The following is a 13,919-nucleotide window of genomic DNA, read 5'->3' as shown; positions in this document are numbered from 1 at the left end:
GGTCGGGGCTTCCATGATGGCGCGCTCCGCCCCGCCAAGGGTGGTCACGTCATGACCACCCTCCGCACGGTTCTGGCTGACCCCCGCCCCTCCGGCCAGCCTGACGGACATGACCACGACGCTCGCACCGACGACCCTCACCCCCCGCCTCCGCCTCACCCTCGTCCTCCTCCTCGCCGCCCAGTTCATGCTCGCCGTGGACTTCTCCATCCTCAACGTCGCCCTCCCCGTCATCGGCCAGGGCCTCGGCTTCCCCCTCGGCCAACTCCAGTGGATCGGCACCTCCTTCGCCCTGTGCGCGGCCGGCTTCACCCTGCTCTTCGGCCGCGTCGCCGACCTGTTCGGGCGCCGTCGGCTGTTCCTGGGCGGCCTCGCCGTACTCGCCGTCGCCTCCCTCGCGGGCGGTCTCGCCACCAGCCCCGAGGTGCTGCTCGCCGCCCGCGTGCTGCAAGGGCTGGCCACGGCCGCGGTGACCCCGGCGGGGCTGTCACTGATGACGACCTCGTTCCCCGAGGGACCCCTGCGGGAGAAGGCGCTCGGGCTCAACGGGGCTTTGATGTCAGCGGGGTTCACCACCGGCGCGATCCTCGGCGGCGTCCTGACCGACCTGCTCTCCTGGCGCTGGGCCTTCTTCATCAACGTCCCAGTCGCCCTCACCGTACTGCTCCTCGCCCCGACGGTCGTCGCGGAGTCTAGGCCCGTCCACCGCCCCAAGCTGGACCTGCCCGGCGCCCTCACCGTCACCCTCGGCCTCCTCGCCGTCGTCCTCGGCCTCACGCAGGCCGGCGAGCACGGCTGGACCTCCCCGTACGCGCTGCTCTCGCTCGCCGCCGGCGCCGCCCTGCTGCTCGCCTTCCACGCCGTGGAGCGCCGGGCCGCCGCCCCGCTGGTACCGCTCGGGGTGCTGCGGAAGCCCACCGTGGCCTGGGGGAACGTCGTCGGGCTGCTCGCGTTCCTCACCGAGACCTCGCTGGTCTTCCTGCTGACGCTGTACCTCCAGAACGTGCTCGGCTTCTCCCCGCTCGCGGCCGGGCTGGCCTTCGGTGTGCTGGGCGTGGGTACGGTCGTCGGGGGCTCGGCCGCGCCCCGGGTCATCGGGCGGCTGGGCAACCGGCGGACACTGATCGTCGGCGGGCTCGTCCAAGCGGCCTCCACGGCCGCCCTGTTGGGCCTCGGCGAGGGTCACGGCTCGCTGGCGCTCCTGCTCGCCGCCACCTTCACCGGCGGCGTCGGCAACATGCTCGTCATCGTCGGCTTCATGGTCACCGCCACGTCCGGCCTGGCCGACCACGAACAGGGCCTCGCCACCGGCCTCGCCACCATGACCCAGCAAATCGGCATCACCATGGGCGCCCCGGTCATGAGCGCGATCGCCACGGCCGCAATGCCGGGCCCGACGGCCCCGGCCATCCTGACGGGCCTGAAGACGGCAATCGCGGTAAACGCGGCGCTGGTCCTGTTGGGGGTACTGGCGGGCCGCAGGGCCGCCCGGCGATCCTAGGGCCTGCCTCGGTAGGCACTCTCGGCCAAGCATCAGACGAGATCGGCGGGGGCGTCCCAGGAGGGCGCCCCCGCCCTTCGAGATCCGCAAGATGCCGAACTCCGCGCGCCCAGGGCCCCCGCTACCGTGCCCCCATGGTCAACTTCATACTCGTACCGGGCGCCCGCCTGGGCGCATGGGCCTGGGACGCCGTCGTACCGCACCTCCGGGAGGCCGGTCACGGCGCCTACCCGCTGACGCTCTCGGGCCTCGCCGAGAAGCGGGGCGTCCCGGCCGGGCAGCAGACGCACGTCCAGGACATCGTCGACGAGGTCGAACGGCTGGATCTGCGCGAGGTCGTCCTCGTGGGGCACAGCTACGCCGGTATCCCCGTAGGCCAAGCCGCGGAACGCCTCGGGGACCGGCTCGCGCACACCGTCTTCCTCGACTCCAGCATCCCGGTCGACGGCGAGTCCTTCGCCGGGCCCTGGCCGGACATCGAGGCATCCCTCGCCCGGAACGACGGCTTCTGGCCGCCCGCCGCCGCCTCCCACTACGCCGGCCACGACCTCACCGAGCAGCAGATCGCCCGGATCGTGGCCGACTCCACGCCCCACCCGGGCCGCACCCTGACCGAGCCCGCCGTATTGTCCGGCCCGCTCAGCGATCTCAAGGCGACCTACGTCCTCTGCGCACCCGCAGGGGAGGAACCCGACGACGACGTGGCCCAGTTGGTGGCCGACGGTCACTGGCGGCTGGTCCGCATGGACACCGGTCACTGGCCGATGTTCTCCCGACCGCGCGAACTGGCACAGGTGCTGCTCGACGCGCCAAAGGCTTGAGGCACAGGTTCGCAGCCTCGCCGGGCGCAATGAAGGACAGCTCCTGCTCCTCGCCAAACCGCGCCCGGCGCACGCCACTTGCCGGATCTCGACACACAACGGTCACTTCCTCTTCACCGCCATGTACGCGTGTTCATGTCACGCTCGTTGTCCGCTCAATCAACCCGCGTAGATCGGCACCCTCATGCCCGTGACGCACATGCACCGTTGGAAGGCTCCGGCGCTGGCCGTTTCGGCCCTGCTCGTCGGCCTCACCCTGCCCGCTGCGGTCGCCACCCCGGCAAGCGCGACGACGACCTCGTACGACACCACGTACTACAAGAACGCCGTCGGCAAGACGGGCGCGAGTCTCAAGTCCTCGCTGCACACCATCATCAGCAGCCAGAGCAAGATCTCGTACTCGGCGGTCTGGGACGCGCTGAAGGTCACCGACCAGGACCCGAACAACAGCAACAACGTGATCCTGCTCTACAGCGGCGTCTCCCGCGCCAAGTCCCTCAACGGCGGCAGCACCGGCGACTGGAACCGCGAGCACACCTGGGCCAAGTCGCACGGCGACTTCGGCGAGGTGACCGGTCCCGGCACCGACCTGCACCACCTGCGCCCCGCGGACGTCCAGGTCAACAGCATCCGCGGCAACAAGGACTTCGACAACGGCGGCAGCGCGGTCAGCGGCGGGGGCGGCAGCCTCACCGACTCCGACTCCTTCGAGCCGCGCGACGCGGACAAGGGCGACGTGGCCCGGATGATCCTCTACATGGCGGTCCGCTACGACGGGGGCGACGGCTTCGCCGACCTGGAGCCCAACGAGAAGGTCAACAACGGCAGCAGCCCGAACATCGGCAAGCTGTCCGTCCTCAAGCAGTGGAGCGACGAGGACCCGCCGAGCGCCTTCGAGGAGAAGCGCAACCAGGTCATCTACGACACCTACCAGCACAACCGGAACCCGTTCATCGACCACCCGGAGTGGGTCGACGCGATCTGGTAGAAGCACGACGGTGGTGAACTCCCCTGTGCAGAGGGGGCGTTCACCACCGACCGGCCGGTCAGCCCAGGTGCGTGGGCGCGAACATCCGCAGCACCGCGGGCAGTACGACCACCGAAGGCCCGGGCGCGGCCAGCGCCTTGGACAGGTCCGCCTCCAGGGTCTCCGGGGAGGTCCGCACACCCGGCACCCCGAAGGACTCCGCGAGGGCGACATAGTCCGGCCGGGTCAGCTCCGTCGCGGTCGGCTCGCCGAAGGCGTCCGTCATGTACTCGCGGAGGATGCCGTAGCCGCCGTCGTCGACGATGAGCCAGGTGACCGGGAGGTCGTACTGGCGAGCCGTCGCCAGCTCCGCGATGGAGTACAGCGCGCCCCCGTCGCCGGAGACCGCGAGGACCGGGTGGGTCGGGTCGGCGGCGGCCGCGCCGAGGGCGGCGGGGAAGCCGTAGCCGAGGCCGCCCGCGCCCTGGGCGGAGTGCATGGTGTTGGCACCGCGCGGGTCGAAGGCGGACCAGGCCCAGTAGGCGAGGATCGTCATGTCCCAGAAGGACGGCGAGCCGGCCGGGAGCGCCCGGCGGACGGACGCCAACACATCCTGCTCCAGCGTGAGTTCCTGCCCGGCGATGCGCTCCCCGATACGGCCGAGCACGTCCCGTACCCGCTCCGCCGCCGTGACGTCGGTCCGCTCGGACACCGTCTCCAGCAGGGCTTGGAGTGCGAGGCGGGCGTCCGCGTGGATGCCCAGCGCCGGGTGGTTGGACTCCAGCTTGCCGAGGTCGGCCTCGATCTGGATCACTCGGCCGCGCGGCTTGAACGTGTGGTAGTTCGAGGAGAGTTCACCGAGCCCCGACCCGACCACCAGCAGGACGTCCGCGTCCTCCAGCAGGTCGGTCATGTGCCGGTCCTCCAGCCAGGACTGGAGGGACAGCGGGTGCTCCCAGGGGAAGGCGCCCTTGCCGCCGAAGGTGGTCACCACCGGGGCGTCCAGCTTCTCCGCCAGTTGCCGCAGCTTGCCCGAGGCGTCCGCCCGTACGACTCCCCCGCCCGCGATGATCGCGGGACGCAGCGCACGGGACAGCAAGTCCGCTGCCACCGCCGTGAGTTCGACGCGCGGGACGAGTTCCTCCGGGGTCGCGTCCGGCGCCGTCACCACCGGCAGGGAGGTCTCCGCGAGGAGCACGTCCTGCGGGATCTCCACCCACACCGGCCCGTGCGGAGCCGTGAGCGCCGACCGCCACGCCTCCGCGATAGCCGACGGAATCTGCGACTGCGCACGCACCGTGTGAACCGACTTCACAACCCCCCGGAACGATGCCGACTGATCCGGGAGTTCATGCAGATAACCGTGTCGACCACCCCCCAGCCCCGCCGTCGGGATCTGGCTGCTGATCGCCAGCACGGGCGCCGACGCCGACGCCGCCTCCTGCAGCGCCGCCAGCGAGGTCAGCGCCCCCGGCCCGGTGGACAGCAGCAGCGGCGCCGCCTCCCCGGTGATCCGGCCGTACGCGTCCGCCGCGAAGCCGGCGTTGTTCTCCACCCGCAGGCCGATGTACCGCAGCGACGAGCGGCGCAGCGCGTCGAACATGCCGAGCGCGTGCTGGCCGGGCAGCCCGAAGACGGTCGTCGCGCCGAGCCCGGCCAGCGTCTCCACGACCAGGTCGCCGCCGTTGCGCCCCGGCGGGGGATTCAGGGCCGCCTCTGTCTGCGCCTCGGTCGGGCGGAGTTCCAGGTCGTGGTCGTGCGTCACTTGTCGCGAGCCTCCGCGATCTGCCGGGACATGATGGTGGTCAGTTCGTACGCCGTGTGCGAGGCCGCGACCGACGTGATCTCGGCGTGGTCGTAGGCCGGGGCGACCTCGACCACGTCCGCCGAGACCAGGTTGCAGGACGCGAGGCCGCGCAGGATCTCCAGCAGCTCGCGGGAGGTCATGCCGCCCGCCTCGGGGGTGCCGGTGCCCGGGGCGTGCGCCGGGTCGAGGCAGTCGATGTCGATGGAGATGTACAGCGGGCGGTCCCCGATGCGCTGGCGCAACTGGTCGGCGACCTCGTCCGCGCCCCGGCGGTAGACGTCCGCCGAGGTGACGATGCCGAAGCCCATCTTCTCGTCGTCGGTGAGGTCCTGCTTGCCGTACAGCGGGCCGCGCGTACCCACGTGGGACAGCGCCGACGTGTCGAGGATGCCCTCCTCCACCGCGCGGCGGAACGGCGTGCCGTGGGTGTACTCGGCGCCGAAGTAGGTGTCCCAGGTGTCGAGGTGCGCGTCGAAGTGCAGCAGCGCGACCGGGCCGTGCTTCTTGGCGACCGAGCGCAGCAGCGGCAGCGCGATGGTGTGGTCGCCGCCCAGCGTCATCAGGCGGGCGCCGGTGCCGAGCAGGTCGTCGGCGGCGGCCTCGATGGTGTCGACGGCCTCGTTGATGTTGAACGGGTTCACCGCGATGTCGCCGCCGTCCGCGACCTGCGCCAGGGCGAACGGGGAGGCGTCCTGCGCGGGGTTGTACGGGCGCAGCAGCCGGGACGCCTCACGGATGGCGTTGCCGCCGAAGCGGGCGCCCGGCCGGTACGAGACGCCGGAGTCGAACGGCACGCCGACCACGGCGACGTCCGCGCGGCCGACCTCGTCCAGCCGGGGCAGCCGGGCGAAGGTCGCGGGGCCCGCGTAGCGCGGGACGCGGGAGGAGTCGACGGGCCCGCGGGGCGTCTCGGAGCTGCTCATCGTGAAATGCCTTCTTCCTTGCGCTTCGTCGCGCATGTACTGCTTTCCGTACGACTCTACTGGTGAGCCGGGACCGGTTCGGACGGGAGTTCGGGGGACTGGCCGGCGAGGCGGTCGCGCCAGACGGCGAGGACGCGTTCGTCGGTGGGCTTCGTGGCCAGGGACACCACCAGGTAGGCGGCGAGGGAGGCGAGCAGGCCGTAGTAGACGGGCTCGTTGGCGAGGATGCCGTAGCCCGCCATCAGGCCGATCACCGCGAGGCCGCCGACGATCACGGCGGCGAGCGCGCCCTGCACGGTGCCGCGCTTCCACAGCAGGCCACCGAGGATCGGCACCAGCAGCCCGCCGACGAGCAGGTTGTAGGCGACGGTCAGCGCCTCGACCACGTTGTTCAGCGCGATGGCGGTGCCGATCACGCCGAGGCCCATGATCAGGATGAAGACACGGTTGCCCTTCACCTCGTCGTGCTCCTCGCCGCCGGAGCGGACCAGGCCGCGCAGCCTGGACCAGATGTCGTTGTTGGCGACGGTCGCGCAGGCGATCAGGGCGCCGGAGGAGGTGGACATCACGGCGGCGAGGGCGGCGGCCAGCACCAGACCCCTCACACCGATGGGGAGTTCGTCCTTGACGATGGTGGCGAAGGCGTCGTCGGGGCTGGCGAGCTTGGGGTAGAGCACCTTGGCGGCGGTGCCGATCACCGAGCCGGCGACCGCGTAGACCAGGCAGTACGTGCCGGACGCGGTGCCGCCCCACTTGGCGGTGCGGTCGTCGCGGGCGGTGAACACGCGCTGCCAGATGTCCTGGCCGATCAGCATGCCGAAGGTGTAGATCAGGACATAGGTGAAGATCGTCTCGCCGCCGATGCCCAGCGGATCGAAGTACGAGGTCGGCAGCTTGGCCTTCATCCCGGAGAAGCCGCCCGCCTTGACCACGGCGATGGGCAGCAGCAGGAGCAGCACGCCGATGGTCTTCACCACGAACTGCACCATGTCGGTGAGCGTGATCGACCACATGCCGCCGAGGGTGGAGTACGCGACGACGATCGAGCCGCCGAGGACGATCGCCAGGGTGCGGTTCATGTCGAACAGCACGTCGAAGATCGTGGCGTAGGCGATGGTCGAGGTGACCGCCAGCATCAGGGTGTACGCCCACATGACCACGCCGGAGATGACCCCGGCCCGGCCGCCGTAGCGCAGGTCGAGCATCTCGGAGACGGTGTAGACCTTCAGCCGGGCGATGCGGGCCGAGAAGAACACCGACAGGGCGAGCAGGCCGAGGCCGATGGTGAAGACCATCCAGGCGCCGGAGAGGCCGTACTTGTAGCCGAGGCCGACCCCGCCGATGGTGGACGCGCCGCCGAGCACGATGGCGGCCATGGTGCCGGAGTACATGGCCGGGCCCAGTCTGCGGCCGGCCACCAGGAACTCGCTCTTGGACTTGGCGCGGCGCATGCCCCACCAGCCCATGGCCAGCATCCCGGCGAGATAGACGACGATCACTGTGTAGTCGACGGCCATGGGCTGGGGCCCTCCTTCGCGCGCTTGTCCGGTGGCGTGTCGTGCGGTGGCGTGGGGGTGTCGACGGCAGCGGTTCGCGGGGACATCCGCCCGTACCCGAGGCTGCCGTTCCGCTAGACGATAGGTGGCCGGAAAGCGACTGCGAAGTGTACGTTTCATCCATATGAACGGGGTGGACAGGAGGATGTGCACACCATGTCGGAGCCGACCGCCCCGTCCGTCCCGCCGACCCCGCCCGTGCCGCTCTCCGCGCTGCTGGCCCGCGAGGACCTGGGCCTGCGCCAGATCGCCGGTCCCCCGGCCCCGGACACCGTCATCCACTGGGCGCACACCTCGGAGATGGCCGACCCGTACCCCTATCTGCTGGGCGGCGAGCTGCTGCTGACGGCGGGGGTGCACGTGCCGGAGGCGGCGGGGGCGGGCGCGTACTTCGAGGACTACGTGTCCCGGATCGTCGCGGCGGGCGGCGCGGCCCTCGGCTTCGGGCTGGCCCCGGTGCACGACACGGTGCCGCGCGCGCTGGTCGCCGCGTGTGAGGCGTACGGGCTGCCGCTGCTGGAGGTGCCGCCCCGGACCACGTTCTCCGGGGTGGCCCGCGCGGTGTGGCAGCTCATGGCGCAGGCCCGGCTCGCCGAGCTGCGCCGGGTCACCGAGGCCCAGCAGAGCCTCGCGGCCGCCGCCTCCCGCCCCGACCCGGTCCCCTCGGTCCTGCGCCAGCTCGCCCAGCGCCTCTCCGCCCACGCCCTGCTGTACGCCCCCGACGGCACGGTGATCGCGAGCGCGGGCCGCGCGCCGGTACCGGGGACGCAGGAGGCGCTGCGGAAGCTGACGGCGGTGGTACGGCCGGGGTCCGTCACGGAGCCCGGCGCACCCACCGGCACCGCCGGGCCGGCGGACCCGGCGCGGGACGCGGGTCCGGCCGGCCCGCCCGGCCCCGGTGACCCCACCGCCCACCGCGGGCGCGAGCGGCGCACACCAGGCCCGGCCCCGTCCGGCGCCGGAGGCGAAGGGCACCCGGCCGCCCCACCCGAGTCCGGCCCCGCCCGCGCCACCCCCGCCTCCGCCACCGACGCCCTCGGCGACACCCAGCTCGCCGCCTACGCCCTCGGCGGCAGCAGCGGGTTCGTGCTCGGTGTGGCCACGCGCAGGCGTGAACCGGCCGACCACACCATCGCCTCCGTCGCCGCCGTACTGCTCTCCCTGCTGACCGGCGAGCACCAGAGCGGGGCGGGCGCGGCCCGCTCCTCGGCGCTGGTGCGGCTGCTGCTGGGCGCGGCCCCGGCGGAGGTGGCCGGGCTGCTGGGGAACGGCGGGCGGTGGCTCGTCGTGCACGCCCGCCCGGAGAACGGCACCCCCGACCCCGTCGGCGCGGCCGCCCTCGGCGCGGCGCTGGGCTCGCCCCTGATCGACCTGGGCCGGGACGTCGTACGCGTCCTCGTGTCCGCCGAGCGGGAGCCGGCCGCGCAGCCCGGCTGGACGCTGGGCGTCGGCGCGCCCGCCGAACCCGACGGCTGGCCGGCCGCCGACGCGCAGGCCGCCCGCGCGCTGGCCCGCGCCCGCGCCACCCGTGCCCCGCTGGTCCGGCACGGCGCCCGGCCGGGGTTGAGCGAGCTGGTGCCGCGCGCGGACGCGGCGGAGCACGCGCGGGCCCTCCTCGCCCCGCTCGCGGCGGGCCCGGCCCTCACCGAGACCCTGCGCACCTGGCTGTCCCTGCACGGGAGTTGGGACCGTACGGCGGTCGCGCTGGACGTGCACCGCAACACCGTGCGCCAGCGCATCACCCGCTGCGCGGCCCTCCTCGACACGGACCTGGACGATCCGGACGTCCGCATGGAGCTGTGGTTCGCGCTGCGCAGCCACTGATCCACAAGGGTCCCCCGGAAGAGGGGCGTCCCGGAGACGGCGGATCGTTCGCTGCCCCACAATGGGGGGCATGCCGATATCCGGGACGCCCAGCCGTGCACAGCTCGTCGACCATCTGGTGAGAACGCGGATCGCGGGGGATGTGGCAACGCCCCGCGAGAACAACCTCTCCCACTACCGCAGGCTGGCCAACGGCGACCGGCACTTCTGGCTCGGCCTGGAGCTGGGCGACCGCTGGACCGACGAGCAGGACGTGCTCGCGGTGATGGCCGAGCGGGTCGGCGTGAACGACGACGCCGAGCACCGGTACGGGCAGGACACCATCGACCCGGAGCTGACCGTCGCCGCGCTGGAGCGGCTCGCGCTGCGGCTGCGCAAGGCGGCCGAGGACCGCCAGCGGGTGCTCTTCGCCACCGGGCATCCGGGCGGCCTGCTGGACGTGCACCGGGCCACCGCCGCCGCGCTGCGCGCCGCCGGCTGCGAGATCGTCGTCATCCCGGAGCGGCTGCAGACCGACGAGGGGTACGTCATGCAGTTCGCGGACGTGGCCGTGCTGGAGCACGGCGCGACCCTCTGGCACACCCACTCCGGGGAGCCGATGCGCGCCATCCTCACCGGGCTCGAGCGCGAGGGCCGGGAGCTGCCGGACCTTGTCGTGGCCGACCACGGCTGGGCCGGGTACGCGGCGCAGCACGGCGTCGACGCGGCCGGATACGCGGACTGCAACGACCCGGCGCTGTTCCTCGCCGAGGCCGAGGGCACCCTCCAGGTGGCGATCCCGCTGGACGACCACGTGGTGAGCCCACGCCACTACGACCCGATGACGGCGTATCTGCTCGACCAGGCCGGACTCGTCTGAATCCCGCCCCCTGACGCGGGAGTGCGACCCCCTCGGGGGCCGCACGTCTCGCTCAGATTGCGGTGTTGTTGTCAGCGACCGTGACCGCCGCCGCCGTGACCGCCACCACCGTGACCGCCACCGCCGTGGCCGCCACCATGGCCGCCGTGACCGCCGCCGTGGCCGTAGCCGCCGTGGCCGTAACCGTTGTGGCCGTGGCCACCCCAGTCGTTGTCGTTGTCACCCCAGTTCCAGTTGTTGTGGTGACCATAACGACCCCAGTCGTCATCGTCGTCGTTCCACCAGCCGCGGTCGTGGTTGTACCGGTTGTGGTGACCGTCCCGGTAGTCCCTGTCGTAGGAGCTGTGGTGGCCGTTCTGGGTCGCCGAAGCGGTGCCCGCGGCGCCCACCGCTGCTCCGCCGGCCAGCAGAAGGCCGGTGGCGGACAGGGCGACAAGACGCCTCGCGCGCGTTGATCGCATGAGAAATTACCTTCCATCTCCATCGTCTCTCGCGATCCCGATCTGGGTGCGAGGTTGGATGGCCGTCACCGCGAAGAGGAAGATTGCGGCACGGTCTTCAGGTGTCACCGCAGTGTGCTGAGCGGCACGGTCGTGCTCCGCCGACGCCTTACAGACCACCCGTACGCATTCACGCCATCAGGTGCTGCGGCTGAGGTCCCTTGGGAGCGGGAATCCTCGTCACCGGGCATGCCGTGTGCTGCGGCTTTCACTCATGAAGCCTAGTCCCGGATGCGTCGCGCGTCCTGTTGAGCGGTCTACTGAGTGACGGGTTGTCTCAGGTACCACCCGCACGGCGCGGGAGTCCTCGCAACCGAGGGCGCCGGGGTGGGACAACCCCGGCGCCGGGCAACGGTTTTGACGCCTCAGCGGGGTACGCGGACCACGCCCTCCTGGACGACGGAGATGGCGAGATTCCCGTCCCGCGTGTAGATCCGGGCCTGGCCCAGACCCCGGCCGCCGTGCGCGGAGGGGGACTCCTGGTCGTAGAGGAGCCACTCGTCGGCGCGGAAGGGGCGGTGGAACCACATCGCGTGGTCCAGGGAGGCCCCGACCACGTCCCCGACGGCCCAGCCGCCGCGCCCGTGGGCGAGCAGCACCGAGTCGAGCAGGGTCATGTCGGAGACGTAGGTGGCGAGGACGACGTGCAGCAGGGGATCGTCGTCCAGCTTGCCGTTGGCGCGGAACCAGACCTGGCTGTGCGGTTCGCGGGGGGCGCCGAATTCCCCGTACGGCGGCTCGTCCACGTACCGCAGGTCGATGGCCTCGCGGGCCTCCAGGAAGCGCTCGACGACCTCGGGGTCGAGGTGGGCGTAGCCGCGCAGGCGTTCCTGGGACGTCGGCAGGGTGGCCGGGTCGGGCGCCCCGGGCATGGGGGCCTGGTGGTCGAGGCCGTCCTCGTATGCCTGGAAGGAGGCGGAGAGGTGGAAGATCGGCTTGCCGTGCTGGACGGCGACCACGCGGCGGGTGGTGAAGGAGCGGCCGTCGCGGATGCGGTCGACGCTGTAGACGATCGGCGCGCCGGGGTCGCCGGTGCGCAGGAAGTACGCGTGCAGCGAGTGGGCGGCGCGGTCGGCGGGGACCGTGCGCCCCGCCGCGACCAGCGCCTGCGCGGCGACCTGGCCGCCGAAGACGCGGGGGACGACGGCGGAGCGGGACTGCCCGCGGTAGATGTCCTCCTCGATCCGCTCGAGGTCGAGCAGATCGAGGAGGTCCTGAAGTGCCTGGCTCATGTCGTGTAGTTGTACCGGCCAGTCATTGCGGGGGCCTTACAGGCCCATGTCCTTGGCGATGATCGACTTCATGATCTCGCTGGTGCCGCCGTAGATGCGGTTGACGCGGTTGTCCGCGTACAGGCGGGCGATCGGGTACTCGTTCATGTAGCCGTAGCCGCCGTGGAGCTGGAGGCAGCGGTCGATCACGCGGTGGGCGACCTCGGTGCAGAACAGCTTGGCGGAGGCGGCCTCGGCGGGGGTCAGCTCGCCGGCGTCCAGCGCCTCGGTGGCGCGGTCGGCGACGGCCTCGGCGGCGTCCACCTCGGCCTGGCAGGCGGCCAGCTCGAACTTGGTGTTCTGGAAGTGGGCGACCGGCTTGCCGAAGACCGTGCGGTCCTGGACGTACTGCTTGGCGAAGCGGACGGCGGCCTTGGCCTGGGCGTAGGCGCCGAAGGCGATGCCCCAGCGCTCGGAGGCCAGGTTGTGGCCGAGGTAGGAGAAGCCCTTGTTCTCCTCGCCGAGCAGGTCCTCGACGGGGACCTTGACGTCCACGAAGGCGAGTTCGGCGGTGTCGGAGGTCTTCAGGCCGAGCTTGTCGAGCTTGCGGCCCACCGAGTAGCCCTCGGACTTGGTGTCCACGGCGAAGAGGGAGATACCGAACCGGCGGTCGTCCTCCTTCGGGGCGGAGGTACGGGCGCAGACGATGACCTTGTCGGCGTGCACACCGCCGGTGATGAAGGTCTTGGCGCCGTTGAGGACGTAGTGCGTGCCGTCCTCGGAGAGCTTGGCGGTGGTCTTCATGCCCGCGAGGTCCGAGCCGGTGCCGGGCTCGGTCATCGCGATGGCCCACATCTCCTCGCCGGTGACGAACTTCGGCAGGAAACGCTTCTTCTGCTCGTCCGTGGCCAGCATCTTGATGTACGGCAGGGCGAGCAGCACGTGCACGCCGGAGCCGCCGAACTGGACGCCCGCGCGGGAGGTCTCCTCGTAGAGGACCGCCTCGAACTTGTGGCTGTCCATGCCCGCGCCACCGAACTCCTCGGGCACGTTGATGCCGAAGATGCCCAGCTCGCCGAGCTTGTAGTAGAAGTCGCGCGGAGCCTGACCGGCGGCGAACCACTCGTCGTAGACCGGCACGACCTCGGACTCGATGAAGTCCCGGAGAGTCTCCCGGAACGCCTCGTGATCCTCGTTGAACACCGTACGGCGCACGCCGCCACCTCCACGTACCTCGGCATGACACAGGGCATGTCTAAGCGCTTGCTCAGGCAAGCCTACCGGCGGGTACGGAAGGGAGTCCAGGGGGTGGCGACCGTAACGCTCGTCACGCCTGGGCGCCGGCCGCGGCGAAGGCGCCCCTGGCCATCCGGTGGAGCAGGGTCGCCGTTACCGCGCGGCCCGGGAGGGTGCCGGCTCGGCCCAGGTGGGGGGTGGAGTTGAGGAGGCCGAAGACGGAGTGGACCGCGGAGCGGGCGGCGGGTTCCGTGAGGGTGGGGTGGGCCTCGCGGACTACGCCGACCCAGAGTTCGACGTACTGGCGCTGGAGCTGGCGGACGAGCTTGCGGTCGCTGTCGCGCAGGCGGTCCAGTTCGCGGTCGTGGAGGGTGATCAGCGGGCGGTCGTCCAGGGCGAAGTCGATGTGGCCCTCGATGAGGGAGTCCAGGACGGCGAAGGCGCCCGCCTCTCCGTCCGCCTCGGCGACCCTGCGGCGCGCGCCGGTGAGGAGCTGGCCGCTGATGCCCACCAGCAGCTCCGCGAGCATCGCGTCCTTGCCGGGGAAGTGCCGGTAGAGGCCGGGGCCGCTGATGCCGACCGCCGCCCCTATCTCGTCCACGCCCACGCCGTGGAACCCGCGCTCGGCGAAGAGGCGGGCGGCCTCCTTGAGGATCTGCTGCCGCCGGGTCGGGGCGTCGGTTCTGCTGGCCATGCGGGTCATTGTAGACAGCG

12 protein-coding genes are annotated in these 13,919 nt (G+C 71.7%); 5 read left to right on the top strand and 7 right to left on the bottom strand.

Going from position 1 to position 13,919, the window contains the following annotated elements:
• The first annotated feature begins 109 nt into the window (after positions 1-109).
• From E5083_RS28780 to E5083_RS28770, 3 genes are all read left to right on the top strand, one after another.
• Positions 110-1,501 carry an MFS transporter gene (locus E5083_RS28780; protein ID WP_135788608.1) on the top strand — a complete coding sequence of 464 codons (1,392 nt, stop codon included), beginning with the start codon at positions 110-112 and terminating at the stop codon, positions 1,499-1,501.
• A gap of 134 nt (positions 1,502-1,635) precedes the next feature.
• Positions 1,636-2,322: an alpha/beta fold hydrolase gene (locus tag E5083_RS28775; RefSeq protein WP_135788607.1), complete on the top strand. Its 687-nt coding sequence runs from the start codon at positions 1,636-1,638 to the stop codon at positions 2,320-2,322.
• Positions 2,323-2,506: 184 nt separating this feature from the next.
• On the top strand, positions 2,507-3,310 hold the full coding sequence (locus E5083_RS28770) for an endonuclease I family protein (protein ID WP_135788606.1): 804 nt from the start codon (positions 2,507-2,509) through the stop codon (positions 3,308-3,310).
• A 58-nt stretch (positions 3,311-3,368) separates the two neighbouring features.
• On the opposite strand, the gene E5083_RS28765 is transcribed toward E5083_RS28770, so the two are convergent.
• The 3 genes from E5083_RS28765 to E5083_RS28755 are packed head-to-tail and all read right to left on the bottom strand — an operon-like array spanning position 3,369 to position 7,536.
• Complete coding sequence (locus tag E5083_RS28765; RefSeq protein ID WP_135788605.1) at positions 3,369-5,054, bottom strand: thiamine pyrophosphate-binding protein; 1,686 nt, start codon at positions 5,052-5,054, stop codon at positions 3,369-3,371.
• Positions 5,051-6,019, bottom strand: coding sequence for an agmatinase (gene speB, locus E5083_RS28760; RefSeq protein ID WP_135788604.1), 969 nt, complete (start codon positions 6,017-6,019; stop codon positions 5,051-5,053). Before speB ends, E5083_RS28765 begins: the two co-directional genes overlap by 4 nt.
• Positions 6,020-6,075: 56 nt before the next feature.
• On the bottom strand, positions 6,076-7,536 hold the full coding sequence (locus E5083_RS28755; protein WP_135788603.1) for a sodium:solute symporter family protein: 1,461 nt from the start codon (positions 7,534-7,536) through the stop codon (positions 6,076-6,078).
• 195 nt (positions 7,537-7,731) lie between these two features.
• Between E5083_RS28755 and E5083_RS28750 the strand changes: the two genes are divergently transcribed.
• On the top strand, positions 7,732-9,399 hold the full coding sequence (locus E5083_RS28750) for a PucR family transcriptional regulator (protein WP_135788602.1): 1,668 nt from the start codon (positions 7,732-7,734) through the stop codon (positions 9,397-9,399).
• A 70-nt stretch (positions 9,400-9,469) separates the two neighbouring features.
• Positions 9,470-10,258 carry a phosphatase gene (locus E5083_RS28745; protein WP_030816621.1) on the top strand — a complete coding sequence of 263 codons (789 nt, stop codon included), beginning with the start codon at positions 9,470-9,472 and terminating at the stop codon, positions 10,256-10,258.
• Between the two features lie 71 nt (positions 10,259-10,329).
• Here the strand turns inward: E5083_RS28745 and E5083_RS31385 are convergent, their stop codons facing one another.
• The 4 genes from E5083_RS31385 to E5083_RS28725 form a co-directional block, all read right to left on the bottom strand.
• The gene (locus tag E5083_RS31385; RefSeq protein ID WP_167513656.1) at positions 10,330-10,719 is read right to left on the bottom strand and encodes a hypothetical protein; all 390 of its coding nucleotides are present in this window, start codon (positions 10,717-10,719) and stop codon (positions 10,330-10,332) included.
• 404 nt (positions 10,720-11,123) lie between these two features.
• Positions 11,124-11,990 carry an acyl-CoA thioesterase II gene (gene tesB, locus E5083_RS28735; RefSeq protein ID WP_135788601.1) on the bottom strand — a complete coding sequence of 289 codons (867 nt, stop codon included), beginning with the start codon at positions 11,988-11,990 and terminating at the stop codon, positions 11,124-11,126.
• A 36-nt stretch (positions 11,991-12,026) separates the two neighbouring features.
• Positions 12,027-13,184, bottom strand: a complete 1,158-nt coding sequence (locus tag E5083_RS28730; protein ID WP_135788600.1) for an acyl-CoA dehydrogenase family protein — start codon at positions 13,182-13,184, stop codon at positions 12,027-12,029.
• A 112-nt stretch (positions 13,185-13,296) separates the two neighbouring features.
• Positions 13,297-13,899, bottom strand: coding sequence for an SACE_7040 family transcriptional regulator (locus E5083_RS28725; RefSeq protein ID WP_135788599.1), 603 nt, complete (start codon positions 13,897-13,899; stop codon positions 13,297-13,299).
• Positions 13,900-13,919 lie beyond the last annotated feature (20 nt).

The sequence above is a fragment of the Streptomyces bauhiniae genome (assembly GCF_004784475.1).
Classification (GTDB): Bacteria; Actinomycetota; Actinomycetes; order Streptomycetales; family Streptomycetaceae; genus Streptomyces; species Streptomyces seoulensis.
This window is presented reverse-complemented; position numbering and strand designations above follow the sequence as displayed.

Coding starts and splice junctions, on each gene's coding strand:
- E5083_RS28780 (WP_135788608.1), top strand. CDS start 110: ATGACCACGACGCTCGCACCGACGACCCTCACCCCCCGCCTCCGCCTC.
- E5083_RS28775 (WP_135788607.1), top strand. CDS start 1,636: ATGGTCAACTTCATACTCGTACCGGGCGCCCGCCTGGGCGCATGGGCC.
- E5083_RS28770 (WP_135788606.1), top strand. CDS start 2,507: ATGCCCGTGACGCACATGCACCGTTGGAAGGCTCCGGCGCTGGCCGTT.
- speB (WP_135788604.1), bottom strand. CDS start 6,019: ATGAGCAGCTCCGAGACGCCCCGCGGGCCCGTCGACTCCTCCCGCGTC.
- E5083_RS28755 (WP_135788603.1), bottom strand. CDS start 7,536: ATGGCCGTCGACTACACAGTGATCGTCGTCTATCTCGCCGGGATGCTG.
- E5083_RS28750 (WP_135788602.1), top strand. CDS start 7,732: ATGTCGGAGCCGACCGCCCCGTCCGTCCCGCCGACCCCGCCCGTGCCG.
- E5083_RS28745 (WP_030816621.1), top strand. CDS start 9,470: ATGCCGATATCCGGGACGCCCAGCCGTGCACAGCTCGTCGACCATCTG.
- E5083_RS31385 (WP_167513656.1), bottom strand. CDS start 10,719: ATGCGATCAACGCGCGCGAGGCGTCTTGTCGCCCTGTCCGCCACCGGC.
- tesB (WP_135788601.1), bottom strand. CDS start 11,990: ATGAGCCAGGCACTTCAGGACCTCCTCGATCTGCTCGACCTCGAGCGG.
- E5083_RS28725 (WP_135788599.1), bottom strand. CDS start 13,899: ATGGCCAGCAGAACCGACGCCCCGACCCGGCGGCAGCAGATCCTCAAG.